This is a genomic window from Butyrivibrio hungatei (assembly GCF_900101605.1).
GTDB classification, from domain to species: Bacteria; Bacillota; Clostridia; order Lachnospirales; family Lachnospiraceae; genus Butyrivibrio; species Butyrivibrio hungatei_B.
The window spans coordinates 96272-121849 of sequence record NZ_FMUR01000005.1 but is presented as its reverse complement, the minus strand read 5'-3'; the positions used below and the strand labels follow the sequence as shown (position 1 = coordinate 121849).

The following is a 25578-nucleotide window of genomic DNA, read 5'->3' as shown; positions in this document are numbered from 1 at the left end:
ACTACTCTTCCCCTTTCACATAGTACTAATCAATCAGTCTTATGCATCAGCGTTATCCCCTCATTTGATATTTCTTAGATTTTTTTATTATCCAAGAAACATTTTTGTAATAAAACATTAACATTTTATCACAAAGTCAAACTAATTTCAATCTCAGTAAATCTGTTTTTAAGTAAAAAAGCGCAGAAAAAAAGAGCCACAATATGTGACTCTTTCCACTGTCTTTTATCCAATATCTATGATTACCACTTCCGGATGATTAAAAAATCTCGGATATGGCATACGCTCTCTTGCTAGTCCTCTGCTGACGATCATCTCCGAACCGTCATCAAGCTCGTACAATCCGTCGACATATGCAGGAAGAAGCCCTTGATTTGGTGCAGCCACGCCTCTTTTCGTAAAAGGAATTCTCCACTGTCCGCCATGAGCATGTCCGCATAGGATAAGATCAAAATCATACTTCTTGTAAGCTTCAACTTTCTCCGGTCTGTGAGATAAAAGAATCCTGTAATTCTCGGAATTGGATTCTTTATCCGCCCCGTCAAGCCTCTCTTCCCACTCTGATTCAGTCATATATGTCGGATCGTCAACTCCGCATATATCAATATCATTTCCGTTTATGCTTATGTTTCTTGCATTTCCTTCAAGCACAGTAACTCCTTTTGATGCAAGAAACTCTTTCATCTCATCTTCTTTTTTGCTCCAGAACTCATGATTCCCTGTAACATAGAAGCATGGATATCTGTCCGCCACACCTTCGATAAATATCCGCGCATTTTTCTGCCCCAATCTATCATCAAATATATCACCCGACAAAAGAATCGCATCAGGCTTTTCTTTGTCGATCATCCTTATAAGCTGCGACTGATCTTTGCCATAATAGCAGGAATGAAGGTCCGTAACCAGAGCAAATCTTACGGGAAAACCAATCTTTCCCTCTCCGCTTATTGTTATATGCTCCGTTACAGGCACTTCATACCATATTGTTGCAGCAATCATTACTATTGCAATGACCGCAAGCAACTTTAAGAGTATTTTCTTATTATTTCTAAAAAAAGCTTTCATAATACTACAAATTCTATTACATCAATAACAAACGCTTACTCATTCCCAAAAAGGTCTCTTGTATAAACCTTATCAACAACGTCCTGAAGTTCGGGCGTTATCCTGTTTGCGATAATAAAGTCGCACTCTCTCTTGAACTCATCAAGGTCACGAACAACCTTTGAATTAAAGAAATTGTCTTCCTTGAGCGCAGGCTCGTAAACAACACACTCGATACCACGAGACTTGATTCTCTTCATAATACCCTGAATCGCCGATTGTCTGAAATTATCGGAACCCGCCTTCATTGTAAGTCTGTAAACACCGACCTTCTTGGGATGAAGAGCCCATACTCTGTCCGCTATGAAATCTTTTCTAGTTCTGTTCGCATCAACGATCGCAGTGATGAGATTGTTCGGAACATCCTCATAGTTTGCGAGAAGCTGCTTGGTATCCTTAGGAAGGCAATATCCGCCGTAACCAAACGAAGGATTGTTGTAGAAATCGCCTATTCTCGGATCGAGGCACACACCGTCGATTATATTTCTGGTGTTAAGTCCCCTGACCTCAGCATATGTATCAAGCTCGTTAAAGAATGAAACTCTGAGTGCAAGATACGTATTTGCAAAAAGCTTAACCGACTCAGCCTCTGTCGTATTCATAAGAAGTGTCGGAATATCTTTTTTAAGTGCTCCCTGCTTAAGAAGCCCCATGAACAGCTCTGCCTTTTCAGCAGCCTCCTCGGAATCGGTATCGAAACCGACAATAATTCTTGAAGGATAGAGATTATCGTAAAGCGCACGTCCCTCTCTCAAGAACTCCGGTGAAAAGAGAATGTGATCCGTTTCATACTCTTCCATTACCGACTCGGTATATCCAACCGGAATCGTTGATTTGATAACGATAAACGCATCCGGATTCTCTTTTCTCACCTTATCTATAACACTCTTTACGGAAGACGTATCAAAATAATTTAATTTCTCATCGTAATTAGTAGGTGTCGAAACAACAACAAACTCGGCATCCCTAACAGCCTGTGCAAGATCACAGGTTGCCGTAAGTCTTAAATTCCCCTTTTTAAGATATTCTTCAATTTCCTTATCAACAATCGGAGAGATTCCTGAATTGATCTTGTCAACTTTCTCAGGAACAATATCCACTGCCACTACATCATTGTACTGCGCAAGAAGAACTGACATCGCAAGCCCAACATATCCTGTCCCAACTACAGCTATCTTCATTATATTCACCTCTGAATTTTTGGTATTTTTATAAACCCATTTTATATGGAGCGCACGCACTCCTGAATCATTTTAATAAAAAACGTCTTGTAAAGCAAATTAAAGGTATAAAAAGCTCCACCCCGCGGACTATACAATCCGCGGGGTGGCTCACACACAATATATTTATCTGCTGTTCCTATTTTTGAAATAGGCGAACAGACTTTGCAAAATTATGAAGAAGCACAGAAGCGCCGCCGTCATAATATTACTCCAGCTTGATAAAAGCTTTCCGTTGGTTGTTACAAGCGTCGAGATTGTTCCGTTTATGAGAACACCAAAGAGCGATCCGATAACGTTGCCGACACCGCCTGTAAGAAGCGTTCCGCCGATGACCGCCGACGCGATCGCATTCATCTCAAATCCGAGTGCCTGCTGAACGGAACCTGACATAGTATTTAGGCAATAGCATATTCCTCCGATGGAACAAAGGAATGAAGAAAGCATGTAGGCTTTCATCTTTGTAGTCTTGACATTAAGTCCCATCATTGTAGCCGACTGCTGGTTTCCGCCAACCGCATACAGGCTTCTTCCAAACTTAGTATATTTAAGTAGGAAAAAAATAAGTGCCACGACCAAAATCGCTATAACTACCGTAGGTCTGATAAAAGGAACTACAGTCTTACCTTTTTTGTTTACATAACCAAGAAACTTCGGAAGATTTATCTTGGCATTTGCCCATTTATAGAACGTAGGATTCATCTGCTGTGTGATAGATATCTGATCCGTGCAGATGACCGCCGTCATACCTCTTGCAAAGAACATGCCTGCCATTGTAATAATAAACGGCTGAATCTTGAGATATCCGATAAGAAATCCCTGAACCGCGCCGAATACAAGTCCTATAACAAGTATGAGTATAATAAGCGGAATACAGGGCCATCCCTTTACGCCCATTCCATATGCGAGGATCATACAATCCATCGCAACAAGCGATCCAACCGAAATATCAATTCCTCCCGTAAGCATTACACAGGTCATTCCGCAAGCAACGCAGATAAGTCCCGCATTTGTAATAAGGAGATTTAAAAATGTCTGTACATGTGTAAATCCCTTAGCCGAATAAACAACACATCCTGCCGCATACATCACAACAAAAAGAACTATGGTGATCAAAAGGAGCAGCGTGTTTCCGCTGAATTTCTTTAAACTCTTCATGCCTGCTGACCTCCTTCCACCTTAAGTGCTTTTCTTTTTGCCTCAGCATTTGCGATCCACTCTTTAAAAGTAGGTGCCTGAACAACTACGATGATAATAACTATGATAGCCTTAACAACAGGCGCCTGATCCGTCGAAACACCCATGGCAAGAAGCGTTGTCGTGATGGCCTGAATTGTATACGCTCCTATCACCGCACCGGCAAGATTAAACTTACCGCCGCCAAGTGAGTTTCCGCCAAGTGCAACCGCAAGGATCGCATCAAGCTCATAGTTAAGTCCGATATTGTTGGAATCGGCTGAATAAATTCGACTGCTTGCGACCATTCCCGCGATTCCCGCGCAGACACCGCAGATCACATAACATAGGAAACATATAAGTGCCGAATTGATACCGGAAATCCTCGCCGCTCTGCTATTGATACCCGCCGACTGAATGTAAAGGCCAAGCGCCGTCTTTTTAAGGAACAGCGTCACAACCGCGATAACCGCTATAGTAACAAAGATGGCTGTCGGAACGGGACATCCCGGTATGAAATTACCGAGGTACTTGTAAGGCTCGTATCTTATATATGTGATCTGATTGTTACACATAAGAAGGCCGATGGCTCTTGCCGCAGTGAAAAGAATAAGTGTAGCGACCATAGGCTGTATCTTTAACTTGGCAACAAGTGCACCGTTCATTGCACCGCACACACCGCCTAAAAATATTCCGAAAAGGATTCCCACTCCCATCGGAACGGCGAGTTCTGTTGTCGAGTTAACGCCGTAGCCTGCAAGCATCATACAGGTTCCGCAAGCAGATAAACTCATAACAGATCCCACAGAAATATCTGTTCCCGCAGATACAGCAACAACAAGCGTCTGCCCCACCGCAAGTATTGCTATCTCGCTACCTCTGTTCAAAATATCTATAAGTCTTCCATACAACACTCCATGTTGAATACCGATACTGAAAAATGCCGGATTCTTTATCAAATTTATAAGTAGAACCAAAAGAAGGCAGAAGAAAGGCAAAAACAACTGCTGCTTCGTTAGTTTCTTTATTTTTTCCATCACTTCTCACCTCCCGCGATCGCACTCATCACACTTTCCTGCGTCATATCGCCGTCGATTTCCCCAACTTTTTCACCATCTCTCATAACGCACATTCTGGTGCAGGTTCGAAGCATCTCCTCTATCTCGGAAGATATGAATACCACACTCATTCCTTCTTGTGCAAATTGCAAAATAAGCTTCTGGAACTCCGTCTTTGTTCCGATATCAATACCTCTTGTAGGCTCATCAAGAATAAGAAAATCAGGATGTGTACACAACCATCTTGCAAGAATAACCTTCTGCTGATTTCCTCCCGAAAGCTGTGAAAGAGGCGTCTCTCTGCTCGCAGTCTTTATCTGGAGCATATCTATAAATTTATCAGCGATCTCAATCTGTTTTGCTCTTGAAACTTTTTTAAACATTCCGTTTCTTGCCTGAAGCGCAAGAATGATATTATCTCTGACAGACAGATCCCCTATACATCCGTCGGCTTTTCTGTCATCGGGAAGATAAGCCATACCCTCCTTGATGGCATCGATAGGTGCTTTTATATTGATCTCTTTTCCCTTTATATACTCTTTACCGGTCTGAGCTTTGTCTGCGCCGTAGATACAGCGCACCATCTCGCTTCGCCCGCTTCCCAAAAGACCTGTAACTCCCACTACTTCGCCTTTGTGAATCTCAAAATCAAACGGCTTTACCGTTCCCTTATGGCTAAGCCCCTCTGCTTTGAGCATTATCTCGGGATTTATCTCGACATTTCCCTCAGGCTTTATCGCCGCAAGATCGTCAAAATCTTTTCCGAGCATGGCAGCTACCAGCTTAACTCTGGGAAGTTCGCTTATTGAATAGTCTCCTACGAAGCTTCCGTTTCTCATAACCGTGATTCTGTCGCACACCGCATAAACCTGTTCAAGGAAATGTGTGACAAATATTATTCCGACTCCTTTTGCCTTAAGATCCCTCATTACGTTAAAAAGCTTTTCAACTTCGTTGTCATCAAGTGAAGATGTGGGCTCATCGAGAATGAGTACCTTACATTCCATATCTACCGCTCTTGCAATAGCTATCATCTGCTGGATCGCAAGCGAATAATTTTCCAGAGCAACCGTCACATCAATAGATATGCCAAGCCCCGTCATTATCTCTTTTGCCCTCTTATTCATGGTACGCCAGTCAACCGTTCCTAATTTGGTCACGGGTTCGCGTCCGATAAAAAGATTTTCCGCAACCGAGAGGTTCGGGCAAAGATTGACCTCCTGATAAACAGTTGCTATTCCTACTTTCTGTGCATCTTCCGTAGAATGGTTAAAGACATTTCCTTCCACGCCCTGCACGTAAACCTCGCCGGCATCACGCTCATACACGCCCGTGAGACATTTTATGATGGTAGACTTTCCTGCGCCGTTTTCGCCCATCAGTGCGTGAATCTCGCCTTTATGAAGTGTAAGCTGTGCGTGATTAAGTGCTATTACACCCGGAAAAGCTTTCACTATGTCACGCATAACAATTAGTTCATTTTGCTCCATAAATAATACCTTTCTCTGTTTAAATGTAATAGGGCAGTTCATATGAACCACCCTATTTTAATTGCTTTTCTAATGAACAAAATCAATATGCTTCATCAACAGTTGCTTTATCAACTACGATAAGGGGTTCTGTAACATCCTTGCCTGAATTGTTCTTGTAAGAAATGTCCTTAAGAACATCCTCTGATACGAACCAGGGCTCTTCCATGAATGTCTGCTTCTCAACAGTCTGTCCGCCCTGAAGAGCCTGTATTATCTTAAGACAATCGGGTCCCTGAAGAGGATTGCACTGGAAGTCAGCGTTGATCTCTTTGTCGAGAACCTTCTGAAGACCTGCTGTACAAGCATCGAAGGAAATAACGATAACATCACCGTCAACACCGTATGAAACACCTGCTGCCTTCATAGCATCTATAGCACCGAATGCTTCGTTATCATTCTGACAGATAACAACATTGAACTTACCTGCATAAGACTTGCAGTAAGACTCCATAACTTTCTGGCCGCCTTCCTGCGTGAAGTCGCCTGTCTGTGAATCAAGAAGCTTCCAGCCTTCCGAATCTACAAACTGATGGAATCCCTTTGTACGTCCGATTTCAGCAGAAGAACCTGTTGTTCCCGTGATCTCAAGAATATTGAGTTCCTTGATGCCCTTAGCTTCTGCATAAGCCTTAAGCCATGCGCCTGCCGCAAGACCTTCGTTTGTAAATTCAGAGCCAACCCATGAAACATATTTATCGGAATCATCGATAGTACGGTCAATTACAATAACAGGAATTCCGGCATCATCGGCCTCTGTAAGAACCGTATCCCATCCTGTAGATACAATGGGATCGATAACGATATAATCAACATCCTGCTCAATAAAGTTACGAACCGCCTCAAGCTGTGCAGCCGAATCGTTATCACAATCTACAAACTGAAGATCGATGCCGTTCTCACTTGAAAGAGCTGCTTTAACCGAATTTGTTGAAGCAGTACGCCAATCTGACTCGTGACCAACCTGTGCAAATCCAACCGTTATTGCTTCTCCGTCTGCTGCCGGTGCTTCTCCCGCGTCTGCAGATGTATCTGCCGGTGCTTCTGTTGCATCTGTAGCATCGGGAGCCGTTGCGTCCGCTCCGCCTGATCCGCCACATCCTACCAGCATCGAAACTGACATTGCCGTAGCCATAATAGTTGCCAACACTTTCTTCTTCATACTTTGTACCCTCCATTTAATATATAAATGTTGAATGAATGTTTCTTATACACATTTTACTTAGGACCCGCATGTATTCATAGAATTTGGAGGCACCTTGCACAATTTTCTAACTTTTGACAATACAAATTCAGGTGCTATACTCTTATAAAAAGTACAAATTTGAAAAGACCTATTTTTAGAAATACTTTTGGTTGAATTTCTTTATATTTGAATAAAATTTTTTGGATTATATTGAAAAAAACTCCGGGAAATTATCTGATAGTTTTGATAAAGACTTATAAATTTACGCAGAATATTTTTTATGATCAAAAGAATACAAATTTTTTTACCCATTTTTTTATTAAAAGGCGAAGAAAAAAATGACAAAACAAGAAAATATTACAAAAAAAATAAAAAAAGATATCTCACAAAGACTTCTTTCAGGTAAAATGGCGCTTCCGACCGAAAAAGAGCTGTGTGAAAAATACTCCTGCAGCCGCCAGACCATAAGAAAGGTGCTGTCAAACCTAAAAGAAGAGAAACTTATCAACTCCCGCCAAGGAAGCGGATATCATCTTACGGGTCTAAATCCGGACTCAGGAAGAAATCATATATGCCTTCTTTTCGCAAGGCCTGACGAATATATTTATCCCTCTCTTATCTACGATATCGAAAAGAACATCTCTTCAGGAAGCGACATTCCTCTTTCCGTCTCCGTTTCCGAGACTCAGTCCGACTTTTTCAGGGAAAGAAACATTCTGAAAGACCTTCTTAAGAATCCTCCGCTGGTTATTTTATCCGAATGCTTTTCGCTTATGGATAATCCAAACCACGATTTATACGAAGCTCTTGAAAAGAAAGGGTGCTCCGTCATCTTCCTCTACGGAACCTACCGAAACATGCCGGATTTCCCCTCCATAGCGGAAGGAGCATACGATGCCGCTTACAATCTTGTTATGCAGCTTCATATAAGCGGACACCGCAGGATCTCAGGCGTTTTCAAAAATACCAATCCTCAGGACTCTTCCATGATATCCGGCTTCATCTCTGCCCTCAGAGACCTTGACCTTGATTTTGGCAAAAAAAGATATGTGATTGAAGATGCTCCCTCTTCCGACATAAGCGCCCTTTGCAAAGAATCAGATGCGATCATATTTGGAAGCGACGAATTTGCCTACCCGCATGTAAAGGCGCTTAGAGACAAGAAGCTCATAAATCTTAAGGAAAAGAAAGTATACAGCTTTGACAACAGTTATCTTTCACAGGTAAATTCTTTTCGCATAAAAAGCTTTTCCCACCGCGGAAAGACGCTTTCCTATACTATCGCCAAAAGAATTCTTTCTACAATAAAAGGACAACCGAAAGTCTCGATTGTCCTTCCCTATCAGCTGTTTTGATTTCTGTATTCTCTCGGGGACATCCCGTACATCTTCCTAAATACAAAGCTGAAATAATGTGAATCCTTATATCCTACCGCGGCGGCAACATCCGCCGTATGCATCCTCTCTTTTGCAAGAAGCTCTCTTGCCTTTTCAAGGCGTTTTGCCGTAAGGAATTTCACGAATGTCGTGTCCATCTCCTTACTAAAAACCGTGCTCAGATAGCTGCTGTTGACAGAAAGCGCCTCCGCAACATCAACCAGCGTGCAGCTCTCATTCATGTAATTCTCATCAATATATGCAATGGCATCGCTGATAAGCTTATTTCCACGCCTGTTAGATGCGCCATCCCTAAGTTCAAGCGCACTCTTAAGCAGCGACGTCATAAACTCCGAAACCTGCTTACTCTTTATCTCGTACCCGTCTTTAAGAGAAAAGAGATTCTCATCAATATCTTTTCCCGTAACTCCGCTTGCTTCAAGGAAACTGCTTGCGGCAAAAAGTGAGTTGAGCACAAAGAAATTCCTGAACACATGACTCTTTAACGCATCACCGAGACTCGACAGATACTCCGAAACAAATTCACCAATCTCACTTTCCGTTCCCGTTGAAAGAAATCCCTTAATGACCGCGCTGTCAACCTTTGAACTGTCTATATTCTCGATCGAACCGTCATTTTGAGCGGATGTATATTTCGCTGTGGTCTCTTCCGTGAGAATATGAGTATCCTGCACAAAGTATCTGCATGCAAAAGCATGGTTGACCTGATTAAAGCACTTAACAAGCGCGCTGAACCTCTCAACTGGCTTACCAGCCGAAACATACCACTCTATCTTGTCATCCTTATCATCGCAGATCTCCGTGATCTTAGAAACGCCTTTTTCCACGTAATCCGCAACAATATCTTTTTCGCCCTTAACAATAACTATGTAAGTGTTCAGCGACCATCTCGAAAGTATATATGCGGGGAACCTAAGGAAATAACTCATAAGTTCCTCGAGTGCCCTGCAATACTGAACGGAGCCTATTTCCTCAAATGGCTTCTCTTTATCTTTTATGGAAAAAAGAATGAGACTGAATGCCGAAGCCGTGATATCAAGCGAAAGTTTCCCCGCTTCTACATAAATATCTTTTACAGGCATGGTGCCCGTAAGGACTTTTTCAAAAAATTCTCTCCTTTGAAGCTGCTCATACTCCTGCGTCTCCATCTGATATTGCATCAGATATCCTTGCTGAGTGCGCTCTTTCTCAATCTTCTCTTTTACACTGTCGAGAACTTCCTTCATTCCCGACTTTGTGATCGGCTTTGAGATATACTGATCGACGCCCTCTTTGATAGCTCTTTTTGCATATTCAAAATCATCGTACCCGCTCATGATGACAATACGCATTGACGGAAATTCTTTTTTCACGATATGACTAAGTGACAGGCCGTCCATAAAAGGCATCTTGATGTCCGTTATAAGAACATCCGGCGCCGTCTTCCTGATAAGCGGAAGCGCCACCTCACCGTCACTTGCTTCTCCGACAAAACTAAATCCATACTCTTTCCACGGAATGTTGTCTCTGAGGCTCTCCCTCACAACACTTTCATCCTCCACAAGAAAAACCTTAAGCATAATAACCCCTTAATAATTTCTGTCTTCGATATACTCATCGACATTTTCTTTTGTAAAAACCTTCTCTTCCATATAATAAGCCTTGTCGACTTCTCTTCCCGCTTCAAGATCGTTTATTATCTGAGCAAGAAGTTCTCCCGAATTTGGATTGCACTCGACATCGACATTTATAACACCTTCTTTTACAAGCTCCAGAGCTTTCCTCGTACCATCAAAAGAGATAAGAACAGGCTCTCCTACGCCCCCCGTCTTGACACCCGCTTCTTTCAAAGCTTCTATCGCACCAAAGGTCATATCATCATTCTGACACACGATCACATCGATATCGTCAAACTCCCCCAAGAGTCTGGCCATCGTCTCCTTGCCTTTGGTCTGCGTAAACTCCCCTGTTGCAGAAGCAAGCATCTTCCAGTTCATGTGTCTTGCCGCAATTGCCCCAAAACCTTGCGCCCGTCCTTCCTTCGCAGACGATCCGCTTGTCCCTTCAATCACAACAATATTGATTTCTTCTTCGCTCTTCCCCCGGCTGTCAAGATACTCTTCAAGCCACTTCCCCGCAGACGCTCCTTCCGCATACATATCTTCCCCAATAAAAGATGTGTACATTGATTCGTCATTTACAGAGATATTTCTATCGAGCAATATCACGGGAATCCCCGCATCTTTTGCTTCGGCGAGGACCACATCCCATCCCTCCTGAATTACAGGGCAGATCACTATATAATCAACCCTCTGGGATATGAAATTTCTCACAGCCTTAAACTGCTTCTCCTGTTTCTGCCTTGCATTGTCAAATATGAGAAAAAAGCCGTTGCCCGTAGATAATGCGGCTTTCACGGATTCAGTGTTTGCACTTCTCCACGTGGACTCACTTCCAAGCTGTGAAAAGCCTACACTGATCAGCGCATCGTTTGCCTTCGTCTCAATCCCGCCGTCTTCGGATGACACATCATATACATAAAAACCTGTAAACGGCCCGCACCCTGTCAGCAAAACCGCGGCAGCCGTCAAAAGAGCCGCGATCTTATTTCTGTTTATCAGCATTCTTATCCTCTTCGTAATTGAACAAAATTGCAGGGATAACCACAGATACCGTGGTCCCTTTTCCAAGTTCCGATTCTATTGAAATTCCGTACCTGTCACCGAAATTCATCTTAATTCTTTCGTTGACATTTGCCATGCCAAATCCCGTGTCGGTATCTTTGGCAGGCTTGGTCAGCTCTTTTCTGATATGACCGAGTGCTTCCTCATCCATTCCGACTCCGTCATCACTTACTTCAAATCTGATAAGTTCATCTTCTATCCTGCCTGTGATCCTGATAAGTCCGGACCCTCTCTTATTCTTAATGCCGTGATACAATGCATTCTCAACAAGCGGCTGAAGCGTCATCTTCAAAATCTTATAATTATTTAAACTGTCATCGATATCTATATAATAACACAGTATATCGTAATATCTTACGCTCTGAATCTCAAGATAACTCCTTATATGCTGCGCTTCTTCGCGTATGGTTATCCATTCTTTGCCGTGACTTAGCGATATCCTAAAGAACTTGGACAAAGAAACAACAATGTCTTCCGCCTCCTGATTTTTCCCATCCTCGATAAGCCAGACGATGGTATCAAGAGTGTTATACAGAAAATGAGGATTTATCTGCTCCTGCAAAAGCCTTGCCTCCGCCATTCGCATTTTCTTTTCATCCTCTCTTATCTGTTCCATCTGTATCTCAAGATGAGCCGCCATATCATCTACGCTCTCGGAAAGAAGAGAAATCTCATCCTCAAGGTCAACAGAGGTTCTTACGGAAAAATTTCCTTCCGCAATTTCCTTTGTTGCGGAGCTGAGCGCATCAATGGGTTTAACAATACTCCTTGCTATTTTGTCCGTAGTAAGCACGGTACATAATATTCCGAGGATAAGGAGAAAGATAAGAAAAACCAGAAGATCTTCCATCTCTTTAATAAGGCCCTTATTGATAACCTCGATGGTCTTGGTCTGATAATAGATATAATACTGAATATTGTCCTGTATAAGCTCTGTCAGCGAATATATATTGGAATCGAGCATCTCGACGTCTTCATCGTAGTTACCGCCTGCTTCTACGCTTTTTTTGATATCGTCAAGCCTGTTCTCGAGAGTATCTACGTTTCTGATAAGTGTCTCAAGCCACGTCCTACTGTTTACTTCTGTCGTGATTGACTTAAGTTCCGTGAAATCTCTTCGAATATTCTCAACAAGAACATACGGATCGCTCTCATCGCCTTTTCCGAACATATCTCTTCCTACGATTATCCTATATACGCTTTCATCCATCTGTTCCTTAAAAGTAAGATTATAGCTGTTTGCAACGGTCAGATTACTTACGATGGTGTTGTATGCATCGGAATAATTTGTAAGTGAAAAGATCATGTACAAAATTATCAGCACAAACGGCACCGTTATCATTGCCGCCAATATGATCAGCCTTCTTTTCAAAGGCTTCTTTACCCGTGGTTTATTATTTTTCGGCACAGTTTTCATACTAAATTCAGTATACTGTGCTGCACTGGGGCGGTCAATGATTTAGACTTTGCCTTTGGACGCCTTGCCTTTGGGGACGTTCAGACGCAGGACCATAGGGGCGGATAGGCGTGTGTACGTCTTCGGTGTGATTTTCTAAAATTCATGAATCGGCAGATGCCTCATTTCGCGTTGCTCAAAGCAATCGGCATCTGCCGACTCATGAATTTTGAAAATCAATCACCTCGTACAAAAACACGCTTATCCAAACCCATGGCCCATGCGCCTGAACCGGCTATAAAATCGCACTATTTGCTCTGAAATAAAAAAAACGGCTCAATGCGGATTTTACTGCATTGAGCCGAGTATTATATCTATAATTATTTATCGCCGTTCTTCTCAGTATATTCCTGAATAGTTGAGTAAACGTCGATACGAGCCTTCATATCTTCAGGCATTCCTACAAACATAGAGCCATAGTGGAAAGTATCACCGTTCTTTGATGCTCTTACGATCTGAATAAATACATGAAGGACCTCTTTTGTCCATATTGTAAGGTTAGCTTCGTAATTAGCGCCGATTGTAAGCTGCTTGTTTGTTGAGAATCCAACGCCGTCTCTTGATGCATCGGTAATTGTGATCTCAACTGTTTCGAAGCTTTCACCGCCGATTTCCTTAAGGAGTATTTCGCCTGCCAAATCAAGTCTCTTGGTTCTTCTTCTATTATCCATTATATAACCCCCGATAAAAAGTGTTACTAATATAATACCTTATTCGGAAAAAATAGCAACTACTTTACATTTTTTCGGTCATTTTCAGTAAACGATAAAAACTTCCCACCCTGTTGCATATAGATACAGTATACCATCAGGGCGCGGAACTTAAAGTAAAATCATTTCAAACTATTCTCATATTCCGCAAACGACATCGTAAATTCTTTCATATCATCAAGCCTTAAAAGGATTCCGCCCTTACGCTCTTTATCATCAGGCTCGGCACAACCGCCGTCGATGTCTATAACATTCTCTTCCCGATATGATGAAAGCGGGCGGGAATCTCTGTCTTTTCCGAGATAATAAGCCGGTACATGGCCGATGACAAATACCCACGGTCTGCACGCAGCATAGTCTTTAATACTCTTATATATATCCTCTCTAAACGGAGAATACCAGACAATATAACGCGCAATATCAGAATCCATATCTTTATATGGAATGTCCGTAACTTCTTTTACAAAAGCGGTATGAGTAAGGAAAAAAGTTGTTCCGTTCACATCGACTTTAGTGGAGACCGGACAGGAATTAAGCCAGTTAAGGAGTTCTTTTCTCTCCCTCTTTTTAAGAAGCCTGTACCTGTGATATGTTACGGCGCCTCCGTTTTGAAAAAGCCAGTTTACAGCTCTTCTTCCGTGAATCTCACTGAGATTCGGAGTAACACTTCCGTTTGGAGCCGTCACGTGAAGCATCATAGTCTCATGGTTTCCCAAAAGAAAATACATATTGCGTGCACGCATCACATGACGCAATATCTTTATGCCGTCAGGACCGCGGTCAATAGCATCTCCGAGCATATACAATTTGTCAGCGCCCGAAAAACCTACTTTTTCGAGCAGTTTTTTAAATAATCCATATTGACCGTGAAGATCTGATATTACATAAGTTGCCACACTGTCCTACTCCATCCTGTCAGTAATAAAACACGCATCGCCAAACGAAAAGAATCTGTACTTTTCTTTTATGGCTTCTTCATATGCGGCCAAAATGTTCTCTCTTCCCGCAAGTGCCGCAACAAGCATTACAAGCGTCGACTCGGGAAGATGAAAATTGGTGATAAGACAGTCGAGAACCTTAAACTTATAACCGGGATAAATAAAAATCGAAGTATCACCGCTGCACTCAGAAAGTCTGCCGTTCTCATCGGCGGCGCTCTCTATCGTTCTGCAACTGGTCGTTCCGACACAGATAACTCTGTGACCGTTTTCTTTTGCCCTGTTTATCTTCTCTGCTGCCTCAGCTGTAACCTGATACCATTCGGTATGCATATGGTGCTCTTTGACATTGGTCACCTTAACGGGTCTGAATGTTCCAAGTCCCACATGAAGCGTTACAAAAGCCATATCTACGCCCTTGTCTGAAATTCTCTTAAGAAGTTCATCCGTAAAATGAAGCCCTGCAGTTGGTGCTGCCGCAGAGCCTTCATATTTGGCGTAAATGGTCTGATACATATTCTTGTCTTTGAGTTTATGCGTGATATAAGGAGGAAGCGGCATCTCGCCAAGCCTGTCCAAAACTTCCTCCCAGATTCCTTCATAATAGAACTTAACAAGTCTGTTTCCGTCTTCTACTATATCAAGGATCTCGGCGGTAAGGATTCCACCGCCAAAAGAAACTCTTGCACCGGGACGAAGCTTCTTTCCGGGCTTAACCAGAGTTTCCCATATATCATTTTCTTTTCTCTTAAGAAGAAGGATTTCAACCGCTGCGCCTGTTCCTTCCTTTTCACCAAGTAATCTTGCGGGAATAACCTTGGTGTTATTAAGAACAAGGCAGTCACCGGGCTCAAGATAGTCGATGATATCACTAAAAATCTTATGTTTAGTTTTGCCGGTCTCTTTGTCTATCACAAGGAGCCTGCACTCATCTCTTTTTTCAAGAGGGTCCTGAGCTATGAGCTCCTGTGGCAGATCAAAGAAGTAATCTGCGGTTGATAATCCAATCTGTGTTGTTTCTGACATAATATCTTACTTTCTAAAAAGAACGTTTTTATTCATTGCAAAAATCCATGTTCTCAAGGAATGCGATATATCCTCTTAGAGACTCATAGAGATCTGCCTTACTGATCACTTCGCACGGTGAGTGCATGTTAAGAACTGCTACTCCCGAATCAATAACATTCATGCCGTATTCTGCAAGAATATATGCGATTGTTCCGCCGCCACCTGCATCTACCTTGCCAAGCTCTGCAGTCTGGAACAATACGCCTGCATCGTCATATACCTTTCTTACTGCTGCAATGTACTCTGCATTTGCATCGTTTGAAGCATATTTTCCTCTTGATCCTGTATACTTGTTAAACACAGGGCCAAAGCCAAGATATGCAGTATTCTTCTTCTCAAAAACAGAAGCATAGCAAGGATCAAATGCTGCACTTACATCAGATGAAAGCATACTTGAATTTGCAAGGCATCTTCTGAATACAAGTTCATCATAATTTCCGTTTACAAGAGCAACTATCTCTGCAACAGCATTTTCAAAGAATCTTGACTTCATGCCCGTAGCACCGGCGCTGCCTATCTCTTCTTTATCAACAAGGATGCAGCATCCCGTTCTCTTAAGGTCTCCTGCTTCAAGAAGAGCTACTGCAGAAGGATATGCACATACTCTGTCATCGTGCCCGTAACCAAGCACCATGGATCTGTCAAAACCTGCATCTCTGCTCTTTCCTGCAGGAACTATCTCAAGTTCTGCAGATATGAAATCTTCTTCCTCGATTCCGTACAGATCGTATAAAAGTGCTACGACTCCTCTTCTTACAGCGCCTGAAAGCTTTCCGGCCTCAGCTTTTTCTTCTTTTTCAGCCTTAACTGCGTACTGCTCACCCTCTGTAAGCTTAGAATCATCTTTTTTATCTTCAGACTTCTCTTTTCCCTCAATAACAAAGGGTCTGTTTCCTATAACGAGATCAAGGGCTTCACCTTCAATTACGTTTGAAGCCTTCTTGCCCATCTGCTCGCTTGCAAGATGAACGAGAATATCTGAAATGAAGAATACCGGATCGTCCTCATCTTCACCGACATTTAAGATAACTGTCGTACCGTCTTTTTTAGCCACAACTCCGTGAAGAGCAAGGGGGATAGTCACGAACTGATACTTCTTGATACCGCCGTAATAATGGGTATCAAGATATGCAAGTCCGTTATCCTCATACAAAGGATTCTGCTTAACATCGAGTCTCGGAGAATCAATATGTGCTCCGAGGATGTTAAGTCCTTTTTCCAAAGGCTCAGAACCTATCTTAAACATAACGATGGATTTATTCATCCACACGGAATAAACCTTATCACCCTTTTTAAGCTTGGTATTTTCCTTTACAAGCTTGTTAAGCTCTCTATAGCCCTCAGCCTCGATCTCATTTACGATCGTGTCGATTGCCTCGCGTTCAGTCTTGGAATTATCAAGGAACTTTTTGTACTTCTCTGCAAACTTATCACATTCCTTGAGCTGTGTACGGTTATAAGTTGTCCATACATTCTTCTTATTCATATTTTGTACCTCTTAAATAAATCTTATCTTATGAACGAAGTTCTATGCCAAGATCCTGTAAGCCCTTAAGTATTTTCTTCATTGCTGAATTGATCTCATCATCTTCCATTGTCTTTTCTTTATCTCTAAACAAAAGAGAATAAGCCATAGACTTGAATCCCTCTTTGATCTGTGAACCTTCGTAAATGTCAAAGAGTGTTAATTCTTCAAGTTTCTTGCCGCCACGCTGACGGATCATCTTCTCGATATCACCCGCAAGAACGTTCTTTGGCACTACCATTGAGATGTCTCTTGTAACTGCAGGGAACTTGGCAATTCCTGTATATATTGTATCAAATTTAGCGTACTTAACAACCTCAGGCATATCGATCACGGCAACATAAACTCTTGTATCGATGTCATAGTTATCGCATACGGCAGGATGAACTTCACCGAGATATCCGATAACTTCACCGTCATAGATGACATTGGCCTGTCTTCCGGGATGAAGGAATGATTTGCCGGCATTTGGATCGTACTCAACCTTATCAAGCATGTTTACGCCGTCAAGGAGTTCTTCAATAACGCCCTTCATGCTGTAGAAATCACCGTCTCCGTAGAATCCGAGAGTAAGCTGCATTCTCTCATCGGGAAGCTCTGTAAGAGGAAGGCTCTTTGCCACATAGATGTTACCCATCTCATAGAGGCGAACGTCCTTGTTTCTGCGGTTATAGTTGGTTGCAAGGCTTGTAAGCATTCCGTTTAAGGAGATTGTTCTCATTACTGAAAAATCTTCTCCCAAAGGATTTGAGATTTTGATTGCCTGTCTCTCTTTTGCATCCTCGGGTAAAAGAAGCTTATCAAATACCTTGGGGCTCTCAAACGAATATGTATATCCCTGTGAGAATCCGCAGAACTGTGCTACTTCTCTTGCTTTCTTCTCAACTCTCATCTTGAATGAGATACCACCTGTTGTAGCGCTTGTCTTGGGAAGAGTTGTAGGAATCTTGTCATATCCTGAGAATCTTGCAACTTCCTCCGCAATATCGCACATCTGATTGAGATCCTGACGGAAAGAAGGAATGATAACTTCATCAGTCTTCTTATCATATTCAACTTCTTCTCTCTTTAAGATCTCGATCATCTCATCCTTTGAAATATCTGTTCCGAGAAGGCTGTTGATCTTATCTGCTTCAAGCGCAAATCTCTTTAAAGGCTTGATTGGAAGTCCGACCTGAACTACGCCCGGAACAACTTTACCGCATCCAAGCTCGTTGATAAGCTGGCAGGCACGGTTTATAGCATCAAGTGCGTTTGCGGGATCAAGTCCTTTTTCAAAGAATCCCGAAGCATCTGTACGAAGGCCTACTCTCTTAGCGGACTTTCTGATGTTAGGTCCGTTAAATGTAGCAGCTTCGAAAAGAACTGTCTTAACATCGTCAGTGATCATTGAATTCTCACCGCCCATGATTCCTGCAAGTCCTACTTCTTTCTCAGCATCACAGATCATAAGAACTTCGCTGTCAAGCTTTCTCTCCTGTCCGTCAAGAGTTACGAAAGTCTCGCCGTCCTTAGCTCTTTTTACAACAATCTTGTTTCCTGCGATAGTTGAAAGGTCGTAAGCGTGCATAGGCTGACCGTATTCCATCATTACGTAGTTTGTGATATCTACGAGGTTATTGATAGGTCTGATTCCTACGCTTGCAAGTCTTCTCTGCATCCATTCGGGTGAAGGTGCGATCTTTATATCAGTAGCAACCCTTGCGCAATAATTTGAGCAAAGGTCTGTATCCTTAATCTCAACGTCTATGAAATCCTTAACGTTTCCTTTTCCGTCTTCCTTAACTTTAACTACGGGAGCTTTGAAAGGAAGCTTGTATGTAGCTGCAGCTTCTCTTGCAAGACCAAGAATGCTGTAGCAGTCTACACGGTTAGATGTAACTTCAAATTCAAATACTGTGTCGTGGAGCCCCAATACCTCAACGGCATCAGCGCCAACCTCTGTATCTTCAGGGAAGATATAAAGTCCGTCTTCGGGAGCCTCGGGATAAAAATCCTTTGTTGAGCCAAGTTCCTCGATTGAGCACATCATACCTGCACTCGGAACACCACGGAGCTTGCCTGCCTTGATTTTGATTCCCTCTGCGGGATTCGGGCTTCCGTCATGACCTCCGGCAACACGTCCGCCGTCAAGAACAACAGGCACCTTATCGCCTTCCTTCATATTCTTTGCACCTGTAACGATCTGAATTGTCTCCTTGCCGATATCAACCTGGCAGATAACGAGCTTATCTGCATCAGGATGCTGCTCGATTGTCTTGATCTGGCCGACAACAATCTTCTCAAGGTTCTTATCAAGTGCTGTATATGTTTCAGTCTTTGTTCCGGAAAGTGTCATATCATCGAAGAATTCCTGATCGGTGCATGAAAGATCCGGCACATATGCTTTAATCCATGATTTTGATGAATTCATATTTTTTTCTCCTATTTATGTAAAAAGTGATGATCAATATTATTTGCTCTTTTAGCGATATACGGATTGCTTCGCTTCGCTCTCGCAATCCTACGTTCATTCGGAAATCGATATGCTCATTTCATTCGCATATCTTTTTTCCTCATTTCCGTTCGGTCTTCATATACATTCAATGCTTTGTGCAAGCACAGCATTGAATGTACATGAATCCCTATATCGCTAAAACTGATTAAGAAATCTAATATCATTCTCATAGAGAAGGCGCATATCATCGATCTCGTATTTAAGAAGTGCGATTCTCTCAAGTCCTACACCGAATGCAAAACCTGTGTACTCGTTAGGGTCGATTCCGCTCATTTCAAGAACGTGAGGATGTACCATTCCGCATCCGAGGATCTCGATCCAGCCCTCGCCCTTGCAGAAACGGCATCCCTTTCCGCCGCACTTAAAGCAGCTTACGTCCATCTCGGCAGAAGGCTCTGTGAACGGGAAGTGATGAGGTCTGAACTTTGTCTTTGTCTCAGGTCCGAAGAGCTGTTTTGCAAACTCTGCAAGAGTTCCCTTAAGATCTGCAAATGTAACGTTCTTGTCGATAACAAGACCTTCAACCTGGTGAAATGAAGGTGAGTGTGTAGCATCAACTTCATCTGCACGGAATACTCTTCCGGGAGCGATCATCTTAATAGGGAGCTTGCCCTTTTCCATCTCATGCACCTGTGTTGAAGATGTCTGAGTTCTAAGGAGAAGGTCTCCGTTAATATAGAAAGTATCCTGCTCGTCCTTTGCGGGATGATCTGCGGGAATGTTAAGAGCTTCGAAGTTGTAATAATCTTTCTCAACTTCAGGTCCTTCAACCACTTCATATCCCATTCCGGTAAAGATTCTCTCTACCTCTTCAAGAGCAATTGTATTTGGATGACAGTGTCCAACTTTGTTCTTCTTTGCGGGAAGTGTTACGTCGATGACTTCAGCTTTGAGCTTGGCATCTCTAGCAGCAGCTTCCATTTTGTTCTTGGTCTCTTCAAGAACTTTCTCAATCGCCTCTCTTGTCTCGTTTACAAGCTGACCAACTTTTGGTCTGTCCTCGGGAGCAACGTCCTTCATGCTCTTTAAGATGCTTGTAAGTTCACCCTTTTTACCAAGGAAGTTGACTCTGATCTCATTTAATTTCTCGAGTCCGTCAGATCCTTTAATCTGCTTCAGGGCTTCTTCACGGATTTTGTCCAGCTGTTCACTAATCATTTTTTTCCTCCTAATTGTAATATCTGGCTTCAGTATTGGGATATGTACTAAACTCGAAAGAACCTCGTTAAGTACATCCCCATGGCTCGCACTAAGCTCGACAATACCTCGCTAAGTGCTCTGCTCAAAATAATAAATCCCATGTGTTAGTAATTAACACATGGGACGAAATTATCGCGGTACCACCCAAGTTCCCGTCATATATAATTATGTACGGACACTCATTATATCTGTAACGTAGACAACACGGTCCAACCTACAAGCATACTAAACAGATAGCCTTCAGAAGGACTGCTCCGATGCGAATGTTCCGTATATACCCGTAGTAAGAAGCTCACAGCCGACGACTTCCATTCTCTGAACCATGTAGTATAACATCTTGGGCTCTGCCCACATCTTCATAGCATTTATTCTTTATTCAACAATTTATTGTATTGTTCGATAGCTTTTTTGTCAACCCTGGCCATTACGACGATCATGTTTTGCTCATATCTATGAGTTCCATCTTCTTCTCACGCCTAAGCTGCTTGATATGCCACTCCCTGCTCATGGCTTCTTCCTTGGTATCAAACTCCTCATAATAAACAAGCTTGACAGGAAGTCTCGTCTTGGTATATTTGGCGCCCTTCCCGGCATTGTGATCTGCGATCCGCTTTTCAAGATTATTGGTCCATCCGCAGTACAAAGAGCCGTCCGCGCATTCAACTATATATGTGTAATTCATCTCTTTTTTACCAAAAGAATTTATCCAAAGAATATCTCAAGACCTATTCCGATAAGGATAAGTCCGCCCACTATCTTTGCATTTCCCGCAAGTTTCGTTCCGAATTTGATTCCAAGTTTAAGCCCCACATAGCATACGACCCAGGTAACCGCTCCGATTATCGCAACGCATACAAGGACCATAAGAACGCCGTACTGCGAGATTGTAAATCCAACAGAAAGAGCATCTATAGATGTTGCAATTCCCTGAATCATAAGTGTTTTGTTGGATAATGTCTTGGAAAAAGAACTCGGATCCTTATTGACACATTCAGTGTTCTTGCAGTCCTTACAATTCTTTCCGCTGTAACACTTTCTTTCATGCCACCCCTCTATCAGCATCTTTCCACCGATGAATGCAAGTAAAAAAAGCGCTATCCATGGGATAAGAACATTTAGACCGCTAAATATATTAGCTGCGTTATGTACCAAAAACCATCCTATAAACGGCATTATAAACTGAAAAACCGCATATACACCGGAAATTTCCAGCCTTCTTCTCCTGCTCATCTTAGTATCGGCAAAACCGTTTGCAAGTGACACAGAAAAAGCGTCCATGGCGAGCCCAAGCCCCAACATAACGCTATTTACAAAAAATAGTATAGTATTTGCCATAATTATCTCCTACAGAATAATATTTCTATATATTATCAAACCCGAGTCTTTGTATCAATAATATAGTTTTGCCTCAAGAGATAATATTTCCTAAAAACGCAAAAAAATTGAAGGCAAGCATCCATTAAACTAATGAACACTCGCCCTCATGTCTGGTTTTCCAATGGTCTGTCCTCTCTTTTCAATTTTATTTATATTAAATCACTTACTGCAACGGCACCTCGACATCCCTCGGCATATGTGAAGCCTCGCCACCCTAGCTGTAGATGTCAGCCGTTCCGATAACCATTCGCTTTCCTTTGGTGAAGCTTAAGCCACCTCGGATACTTAGGTTTTATCTCTTAAGTGATTGTAACTATAATATACCATCACCCTACACTTTTGTCAATCATCTTTTTCTAATTGTTTTTATATTCAGACAATTCAAACAATTCCCATGAACTCGCGTAAACAATTTATCCTCTTAATTAATTTGATACAAAAAGGTTATTATTGTATGATATTAGGGTATTAAACACAGCAAAAAAGGGGATAATATGAGCGAATTTATTATTAGCACATGCTCCACTGCGGATCTTTCGCGTGAGCATTTTGATAAAAGAAACATCAAATATGTTTACTTTCACTTTGAAATAGACGGAAAAGATTATCCGGACGATCTCGGAGATTCAATTCCTTTCAAAAAATTCTATGATATGATGGCACAGGGCGCCATGACGAGAACTTCTCAGGTAAGTATCGGTGAATATGTAGAATTCTTTGAGCCTTTCCTTAAAGAAGGCAAGGACATCCTTCATCTTGCACTCAGCTCGGGAATATCGGGAACATTCAATTCCGCTTCCGTTGCTTGTGAGCAGTTAAAAGAAAAATATCCGGACCGCAAGATCTATATAGTTGATACTTACGCCGCTTCAGCAGGTCTCGGACTTGTTGCGGACAAGCTTGCAGATCTTCGTGATGAGGGAAAAGATATCGATACTCTCTATAACTGGATAGAAGAAAACAAATACAATGTTCAGAGCTGGTTCTTTGTTTCCGACCTCAAGTACCTTGTGAGAAACGGCCGTGTTTCAAAAACAGCCGGCGCAATCGGAAATGTACTTAATATCTGCCCTCTTCTTAATATCGACAGAGAAGGACATCTTGCTGTAAAAGCAAAGGTAAGAGGCAAAAATGCCGTTATGAAAGCTCAGGTAAAGAAAATGTTTGAGCTTTGTGAGAACAGAACAGATTACAATGACAGTTGTTTTATCTCTCACTCAGATTGCTACGATGATGCCAGAGCTGTAGCCGATATGATTGAAGCTCAGATTCCCGGTCTCAAGGGCAAGATTCAGATATTTGATATCGGAACAACAATCGGAAGCCACACCGGCCCCGGCACAGTCGCACTCTTCTTCTGGGGAGACACCCGCATAGAATAAACCCAACCTGCCACGCTTCAAATCCGTGGCAGGTTTTTTCTTATCTCAGCCCCACAGGCTCTGTTCAAAAATGCTTGTGTTCGGCTGCGTCGTAATTCATTAAGATTCAAATCCTGAAAAAAGTCTCCTTTCGGCGTTGCTCAGAGAAGTCGACTTTTTTCAGGATTTTTATCTTATGAATTATCTCCTCGTCCAAGAACTGCACATTTTCGAACAGATGCCCGAAGGGCCTGATGCTAAGAAAAAACTGCACACTGAATAAGCTGCGCAGGCTCATTTATCTACGTAAGACTTCAACAGCCCTTATATCCGAAAATACGCAGCATATGTACGGCAAGTATTTTCGGATATATGGTTGTGAAGTCGTATTTAGAAAAAGAGTGCGCAGCTTATTCAGAGTAGTACTTTTTTTCTAAGCGTTTTTCGAAATCTGGTTTAGGCATGGGGTTGTCGTAAAGGAAGCCCTGAACGATGTGGCAACCTACTTCTTTGAGGAGTGTGACCTGGTCTTCTCTCTCGACACCTTCGGTCACTACGTCGATTCCGAGTTCCTTTGACATGGTAATTATGTTCTTTAGTACAATCTCATCATTTTTGTTGAGGTTGTCGCTACTTATAAAGGATCTGTCTATCTTTATGACTTTGACAGGGAAGTCTCTGAGTGTTGAAAGAGACGAATAACCTGTTCCAAAATCATCAATGGCTGTATTTATTCCGACATCTTTTAACTTTGACAAAAAGCCCGTCATGAGAGATCTCTCATCTTCGCTTACGGTTTCCGTAACTTCAATCTCAATGAACTTCCTGTCAATTCCGCAGCCGTCTATCACTTCGACAATCTCATCCACTATGCGCTTATAACTGAGATCTCGCCTTGAAAAATTAACAGATATGGGAACAACGGGTATTCCGCGCGTCTGCCAGTCTTTAACAAATTCACAGGCTTTTTTGAGCACATAGATATCAAGCGAAGCAACTATCCCCTCCTGCTCAAGAATAGGAACAAACTCCGTGGGATAGAGTACAATTCCGTTGCAAAACCATCTGGACAGTGCTTCTGCCCCCACGATCTCGCCGGTCACGGTATCAACCTTAGGCTGAAGATATATTCTGAATTCATCGTTGGCAAGAGCCTCTTCGTACCTGTCTTCAATCTGCTTCTGCCTGTAGATTCGCGTACTCATAGCCTTATTGACAAAAACATACGGCTTACTTGCCACATTTTTTGCATAGTTAAGCGCCATCGCAGCCCTTGAGAGAAGCTGTCCCGGGTCTTTCAGCGAATCGTCCACGGCATATACGCCACACACCGCAGCAATCTTAATAGGCTCTTCTTTTCCGTTTCTTATACCATAAACGTCAACACCGGAAAGGAACTCAAGAAAGTCTTTTGTCCTCTCCTTCTTAACGAGAGCTGCATAATTATCACCGCCAAGATGGGCAACAATCTCATCTTTTTGGAAAAAAGCTTTTAGCTTACGGGCATATCTTTTCATAATCTCGTCGCCCTCAGCAATCCCGTAACGCCTGCTGTAAAGGCCAAAACTCTTTAAATTAAAATAAAAGGAATCATAAAGCATTATTTCGCCGCTGTCGCATAGCTTATTGGCGAACACAAAGAATCCTCCCGAATTTGGAAGGCCTGTCAGATACTGCTTAAGCGAGCTTTCTCTGACAACAGTATTAAGAAGAAATCTCTCCATATGAAAAGAAAGAATATCTATAAGAACCGAGAAACTCTTATATTCCTCATCATTCCAATGCCTGTCACCGTAAAGATAGATATTATAAGTGACAAGCTTCTGCCCCGCCATCTTATTCTGAAAATAGTATGCCGGCGGCTCGCCCTCAGGAACAGGGCCAAAAAGCGGGATTATTGTATCAGGCTCACCTTCATGATCGGAGCCTTTTATAAAAGAAACTATGGAAACAATAGAACGTAAAGAATATTCTTTGGCTAAATCAGCAATAGCACTTGGCGATATTTCCGGTGTTATTGCCTCTTCCGAAAGTATCTGAACAAAGTTCTCAAAACTCTTTTCAAAATTCATATACACCCGTCCTTATCAGTTTTCTTCAGTTTTACATAATA

20 protein-coding genes are annotated in these 25578 nt (G+C 42.3%); 2 read left to right on the top strand and 18 right to left on the bottom strand.

Annotation, left to right across the window (positions count from 1 at the left end; genetic code table 11):
* Nucleotides 1-225 precede the first annotated feature (225 nt).
* The 6 genes from BLP87_RS04315 to BLP87_RS04290 all read right to left on the bottom strand — a co-directional run bounded on the left by BLP87_RS04315 (nucleotide 226) and on the right by BLP87_RS04290 (nucleotide 7249).
* Complete coding sequence (locus BLP87_RS04315; RefSeq protein ID WP_074461601.1) at nucleotides 226-1065, bottom strand: metallophosphoesterase; 840 nt, start codon at nucleotides 1063-1065, stop codon at nucleotides 226-228.
* Nucleotides 1066-1100: 35 nt separating this feature from the next.
* The gene (locus BLP87_RS04310; protein ID WP_074461600.1) at nucleotides 1101-2285 is read right to left on the bottom strand and encodes a nucleotide sugar dehydrogenase; all 1185 of its coding nucleotides are present in this window, start codon (nucleotides 2283-2285) and stop codon (nucleotides 1101-1103) included.
* Nucleotides 2286-2450: 165 nt separating this feature from the next.
* A complete protein-coding gene (locus tag BLP87_RS04305; protein WP_074461599.1) occupies nucleotides 2451-3482 on the bottom strand; it encodes an ABC transporter permease subunit in 1032 nt (343 codons plus the stop codon).
* Complete coding sequence (locus BLP87_RS04300; protein ID WP_074461598.1) at nucleotides 3479-4537, bottom strand: ABC transporter permease; 1059 nt, start codon at nucleotides 4535-4537, stop codon at nucleotides 3479-3481. The genes BLP87_RS04305 and BLP87_RS04300 overlap by 4 nt, the downstream gene beginning before the upstream one ends.
* Complete coding sequence (locus BLP87_RS04295) at nucleotides 4537-6048, bottom strand: sugar ABC transporter ATP-binding protein (protein WP_074461695.1); 1512 nt, start codon at nucleotides 6046-6048, stop codon at nucleotides 4537-4539. Before BLP87_RS04295 ends, BLP87_RS04300 begins: the two co-directional genes overlap by 1 nt.
* 82 nt (nucleotides 6049-6130) lie before the next feature.
* Nucleotides 6131-7249: an ABC transporter substrate-binding protein gene (locus tag BLP87_RS04290; RefSeq protein WP_074461597.1), complete on the bottom strand. Its 1119-nt coding sequence runs from the start codon at nucleotides 7247-7249 to the stop codon at nucleotides 6131-6133.
* Nucleotides 7250-7611: 362 nt separating this feature from the next.
* On the opposite strand from BLP87_RS04290, the gene BLP87_RS04285 reads away from it, so the two are divergent.
* On the top strand, nucleotides 7612-8628 hold the full coding sequence (locus tag BLP87_RS04285; RefSeq protein WP_074461596.1) for a GntR family transcriptional regulator: 1017 nt from the start codon (nucleotides 7612-7614) through the stop codon (nucleotides 8626-8628).
* Here BLP87_RS04285 and BLP87_RS04280 read toward each other — a convergent pair.
* From BLP87_RS04280 to BLP87_RS04230, 11 genes are all read right to left on the bottom strand, one after another.
* Nucleotides 8616-10229: a response regulator transcription factor gene (locus BLP87_RS04280; RefSeq protein WP_074461595.1), complete on the bottom strand. Its 1614-nt coding sequence runs from the start codon at nucleotides 10227-10229 to the stop codon at nucleotides 8616-8618. The genes BLP87_RS04285 and BLP87_RS04280 overlap by 13 nt on opposite strands.
* A 9-nt stretch (nucleotides 10230-10238) precedes the next feature.
* The gene (locus tag BLP87_RS04275; RefSeq protein ID WP_143002085.1) at nucleotides 10239-11273 is read right to left on the bottom strand and encodes an ABC transporter substrate-binding protein; all 1035 of its coding nucleotides are present in this window, start codon (nucleotides 11271-11273) and stop codon (nucleotides 10239-10241) included.
* Nucleotides 11254-12675, bottom strand: coding sequence for a sensor histidine kinase (locus tag BLP87_RS04270; RefSeq protein ID WP_242871813.1), 1422 nt, complete (start codon nucleotides 12673-12675; stop codon nucleotides 11254-11256). Before BLP87_RS04270 ends, BLP87_RS04275 begins: the two co-directional genes overlap by 20 nt.
* Before the next feature lie 434 nt (nucleotides 12676-13109).
* Nucleotides 13110-13460: a PilZ domain-containing protein gene (locus BLP87_RS04265; protein WP_074461593.1), complete on the bottom strand. Its 351-nt coding sequence runs from the start codon at nucleotides 13458-13460 to the stop codon at nucleotides 13110-13112.
* A 161-nt stretch (nucleotides 13461-13621) separates the two neighbouring features.
* Nucleotides 13622-14395 carry a metallophosphoesterase gene (locus tag BLP87_RS04260; protein WP_074461592.1) on the bottom strand — a complete coding sequence of 258 codons (774 nt, stop codon included), beginning with the start codon at nucleotides 14393-14395 and terminating at the stop codon, nucleotides 13622-13624.
* 6 nt (nucleotides 14396-14401) lie between these two features.
* On the bottom strand, nucleotides 14402-15463 hold the full coding sequence (gene queA / locus BLP87_RS04255) for a tRNA preQ1(34) S-adenosylmethionine ribosyltransferase-isomerase QueA (RefSeq protein WP_074461591.1): 1062 nt from the start codon (nucleotides 15461-15463) through the stop codon (nucleotides 14402-14404).
* A 28-nt stretch (nucleotides 15464-15491) separates the two neighbouring features.
* Nucleotides 15492-16991 (bottom strand): aminopeptidase, encoded by a 1500-nt coding sequence (locus BLP87_RS04250; RefSeq protein ID WP_074461590.1) that lies wholly within the window; start codon nucleotides 16989-16991, stop codon nucleotides 15492-15494.
* Nucleotides 16992-17019: 28 nt separating this feature from the next.
* Entirely contained in the window at nucleotides 17020-19443 is a 2424-nt protein-coding gene (gene pheT, locus BLP87_RS04245) for a phenylalanine--tRNA ligase subunit beta (protein ID WP_074461589.1), read from the bottom strand.
* A gap of 219 nt (nucleotides 19444-19662) precedes the next feature.
* Nucleotides 19663-20685: a phenylalanine--tRNA ligase subunit alpha gene (gene pheS / locus BLP87_RS04240; protein ID WP_330365496.1), complete on the bottom strand. Its 1023-nt coding sequence runs from the start codon at nucleotides 20683-20685 to the stop codon at nucleotides 19663-19665.
* 475 nt (nucleotides 20686-21160) lie between these two features.
* The gene (locus BLP87_RS04235) at nucleotides 21161-21409 is read right to left on the bottom strand and encodes a GIY-YIG nuclease family protein (RefSeq protein WP_074461588.1); all 249 of its coding nucleotides are present in this window, start codon (nucleotides 21407-21409) and stop codon (nucleotides 21161-21163) included.
* Nucleotides 21410-21429: 20 nt separating this feature from the next.
* On the bottom strand, nucleotides 21430-22062 hold the full coding sequence (locus BLP87_RS04230) for a manganese efflux pump MntP (protein WP_074461587.1): 633 nt from the start codon (nucleotides 22060-22062) through the stop codon (nucleotides 21430-21432).
* A gap of 536 nt (nucleotides 22063-22598) precedes the next feature.
* Here BLP87_RS04230 and BLP87_RS04225 point away from each other — a divergent pair.
* Nucleotides 22599-23486 carry a DegV family protein gene (locus BLP87_RS04225; RefSeq protein ID WP_074461586.1) on the top strand — a complete coding sequence of 296 codons (888 nt, stop codon included), beginning with the start codon at nucleotides 22599-22601 and terminating at the stop codon, nucleotides 23484-23486.
* Between the two features lie 389 nt (nucleotides 23487-23875).
* Here the strand turns inward: BLP87_RS04225 and BLP87_RS04220 are convergent, their stop codons facing one another.
* A complete protein-coding gene (locus BLP87_RS04220; RefSeq protein WP_074461585.1) occupies nucleotides 23876-25537 on the bottom strand; it encodes a putative bifunctional diguanylate cyclase/phosphodiesterase in 1662 nt (553 codons plus the stop codon).
* Nucleotides 25538-25578: the final 41 nt, after the last annotated feature.

Bases quoted from the DNA above. Each gene is read 5' to 3' on its own strand.
- BLP87_RS04315 (WP_074461601.1), bottom strand. From the start codon at position 1,065: ATGAAAGCTTTTTTTAGAAATAATAAGAAAATACTCTTAAAGTTGCTT.
- BLP87_RS04310 (WP_074461600.1), bottom strand. From the start codon at position 2,285: ATGAAGATAGCTGTAGTTGGGACAGGATATGTTGGGCTTGCGATGTCA.
- BLP87_RS04305 (WP_074461599.1), bottom strand. From the start codon at position 3,482: ATGAAGAGTTTAAAGAAATTCAGCGGAAACACGCTGCTCCTTTTGATC.
- BLP87_RS04300 (WP_074461598.1), bottom strand. From the start codon at position 4,537: ATGGAAAAAATAAAGAAACTAACGAAGCAGCAGTTGTTTTTGCCTTTC.
- BLP87_RS04295 (WP_074461695.1), bottom strand. From the start codon at position 6,048: ATGGAGCAAAATGAACTAATTGTTATGCGTGACATAGTGAAAGCTTTT.
- BLP87_RS04290 (WP_074461597.1), bottom strand. From the start codon at position 7,249: ATGAAGAAGAAAGTGTTGGCAACTATTATGGCTACGGCAATGTCAGTT.
- BLP87_RS04285 (WP_074461596.1), top strand. From the start codon at position 7,612: ATGACAAAACAAGAAAATATTACAAAAAAAATAAAAAAAGATATCTCA.
- BLP87_RS04280 (WP_074461595.1), bottom strand. From the start codon at position 10,229: ATGCTTAAGGTTTTTCTTGTGGAGGATGAAAGTGTTGTGAGGGAGAGC.
- BLP87_RS04275 (WP_143002085.1), bottom strand. From the start codon at position 11,273: ATGCTGATAAACAGAAATAAGATCGCGGCTCTTTTGACGGCTGCCGCG.
- BLP87_RS04270 (WP_242871813.1), bottom strand. From the start codon at position 12,675: ATGATAACGGTGCCGTTTGTGCTGATAATTTTGTACATGATCTTTTCA.
- BLP87_RS04265 (WP_074461593.1), bottom strand. From the start codon at position 13,460: ATGGATAATAGAAGAAGAACCAAGAGACTTGATTTGGCAGGCGAAATA.
- queA (WP_074461591.1), bottom strand. From the start codon at position 15,463: ATGTCAGAAACAACACAGATTGGATTATCAACCGCAGATTACTTCTTT.
- BLP87_RS04250 (WP_074461590.1), bottom strand. From the start codon at position 16,991: ATGAATAAGAAGAATGTATGGACAACTTATAACCGTACACAGCTCAAG.
- pheT (WP_074461589.1), bottom strand. From the start codon at position 19,443: ATGAATTCATCAAAATCATGGATTAAAGCATATGTGCCGGATCTTTCA.
- pheS (WP_330365496.1), bottom strand. From the start codon at position 20,685: ATGATTAGTGAACAGCTGGACAAAATCCGTGAAGAAGCCCTGAAGCAG.
- BLP87_RS04235 (WP_074461588.1), bottom strand. From the start codon at position 21,409: ATGAATTACACATATATAGTTGAATGCGCGGACGGCTCTTTGTACTGC.
- BLP87_RS04230 (WP_074461587.1), bottom strand. From the start codon at position 22,062: ATGGCAAATACTATACTATTTTTTGTAAATAGCGTTATGTTGGGGCTT.
- BLP87_RS04225 (WP_074461586.1), top strand. From the start codon at position 22,599: ATGAGCGAATTTATTATTAGCACATGCTCCACTGCGGATCTTTCGCGT.
- BLP87_RS04220 (WP_074461585.1), bottom strand. From the start codon at position 25,537: ATGAATTTTGAAAAGAGTTTTGAGAACTTTGTTCAGATACTTTCGGAA.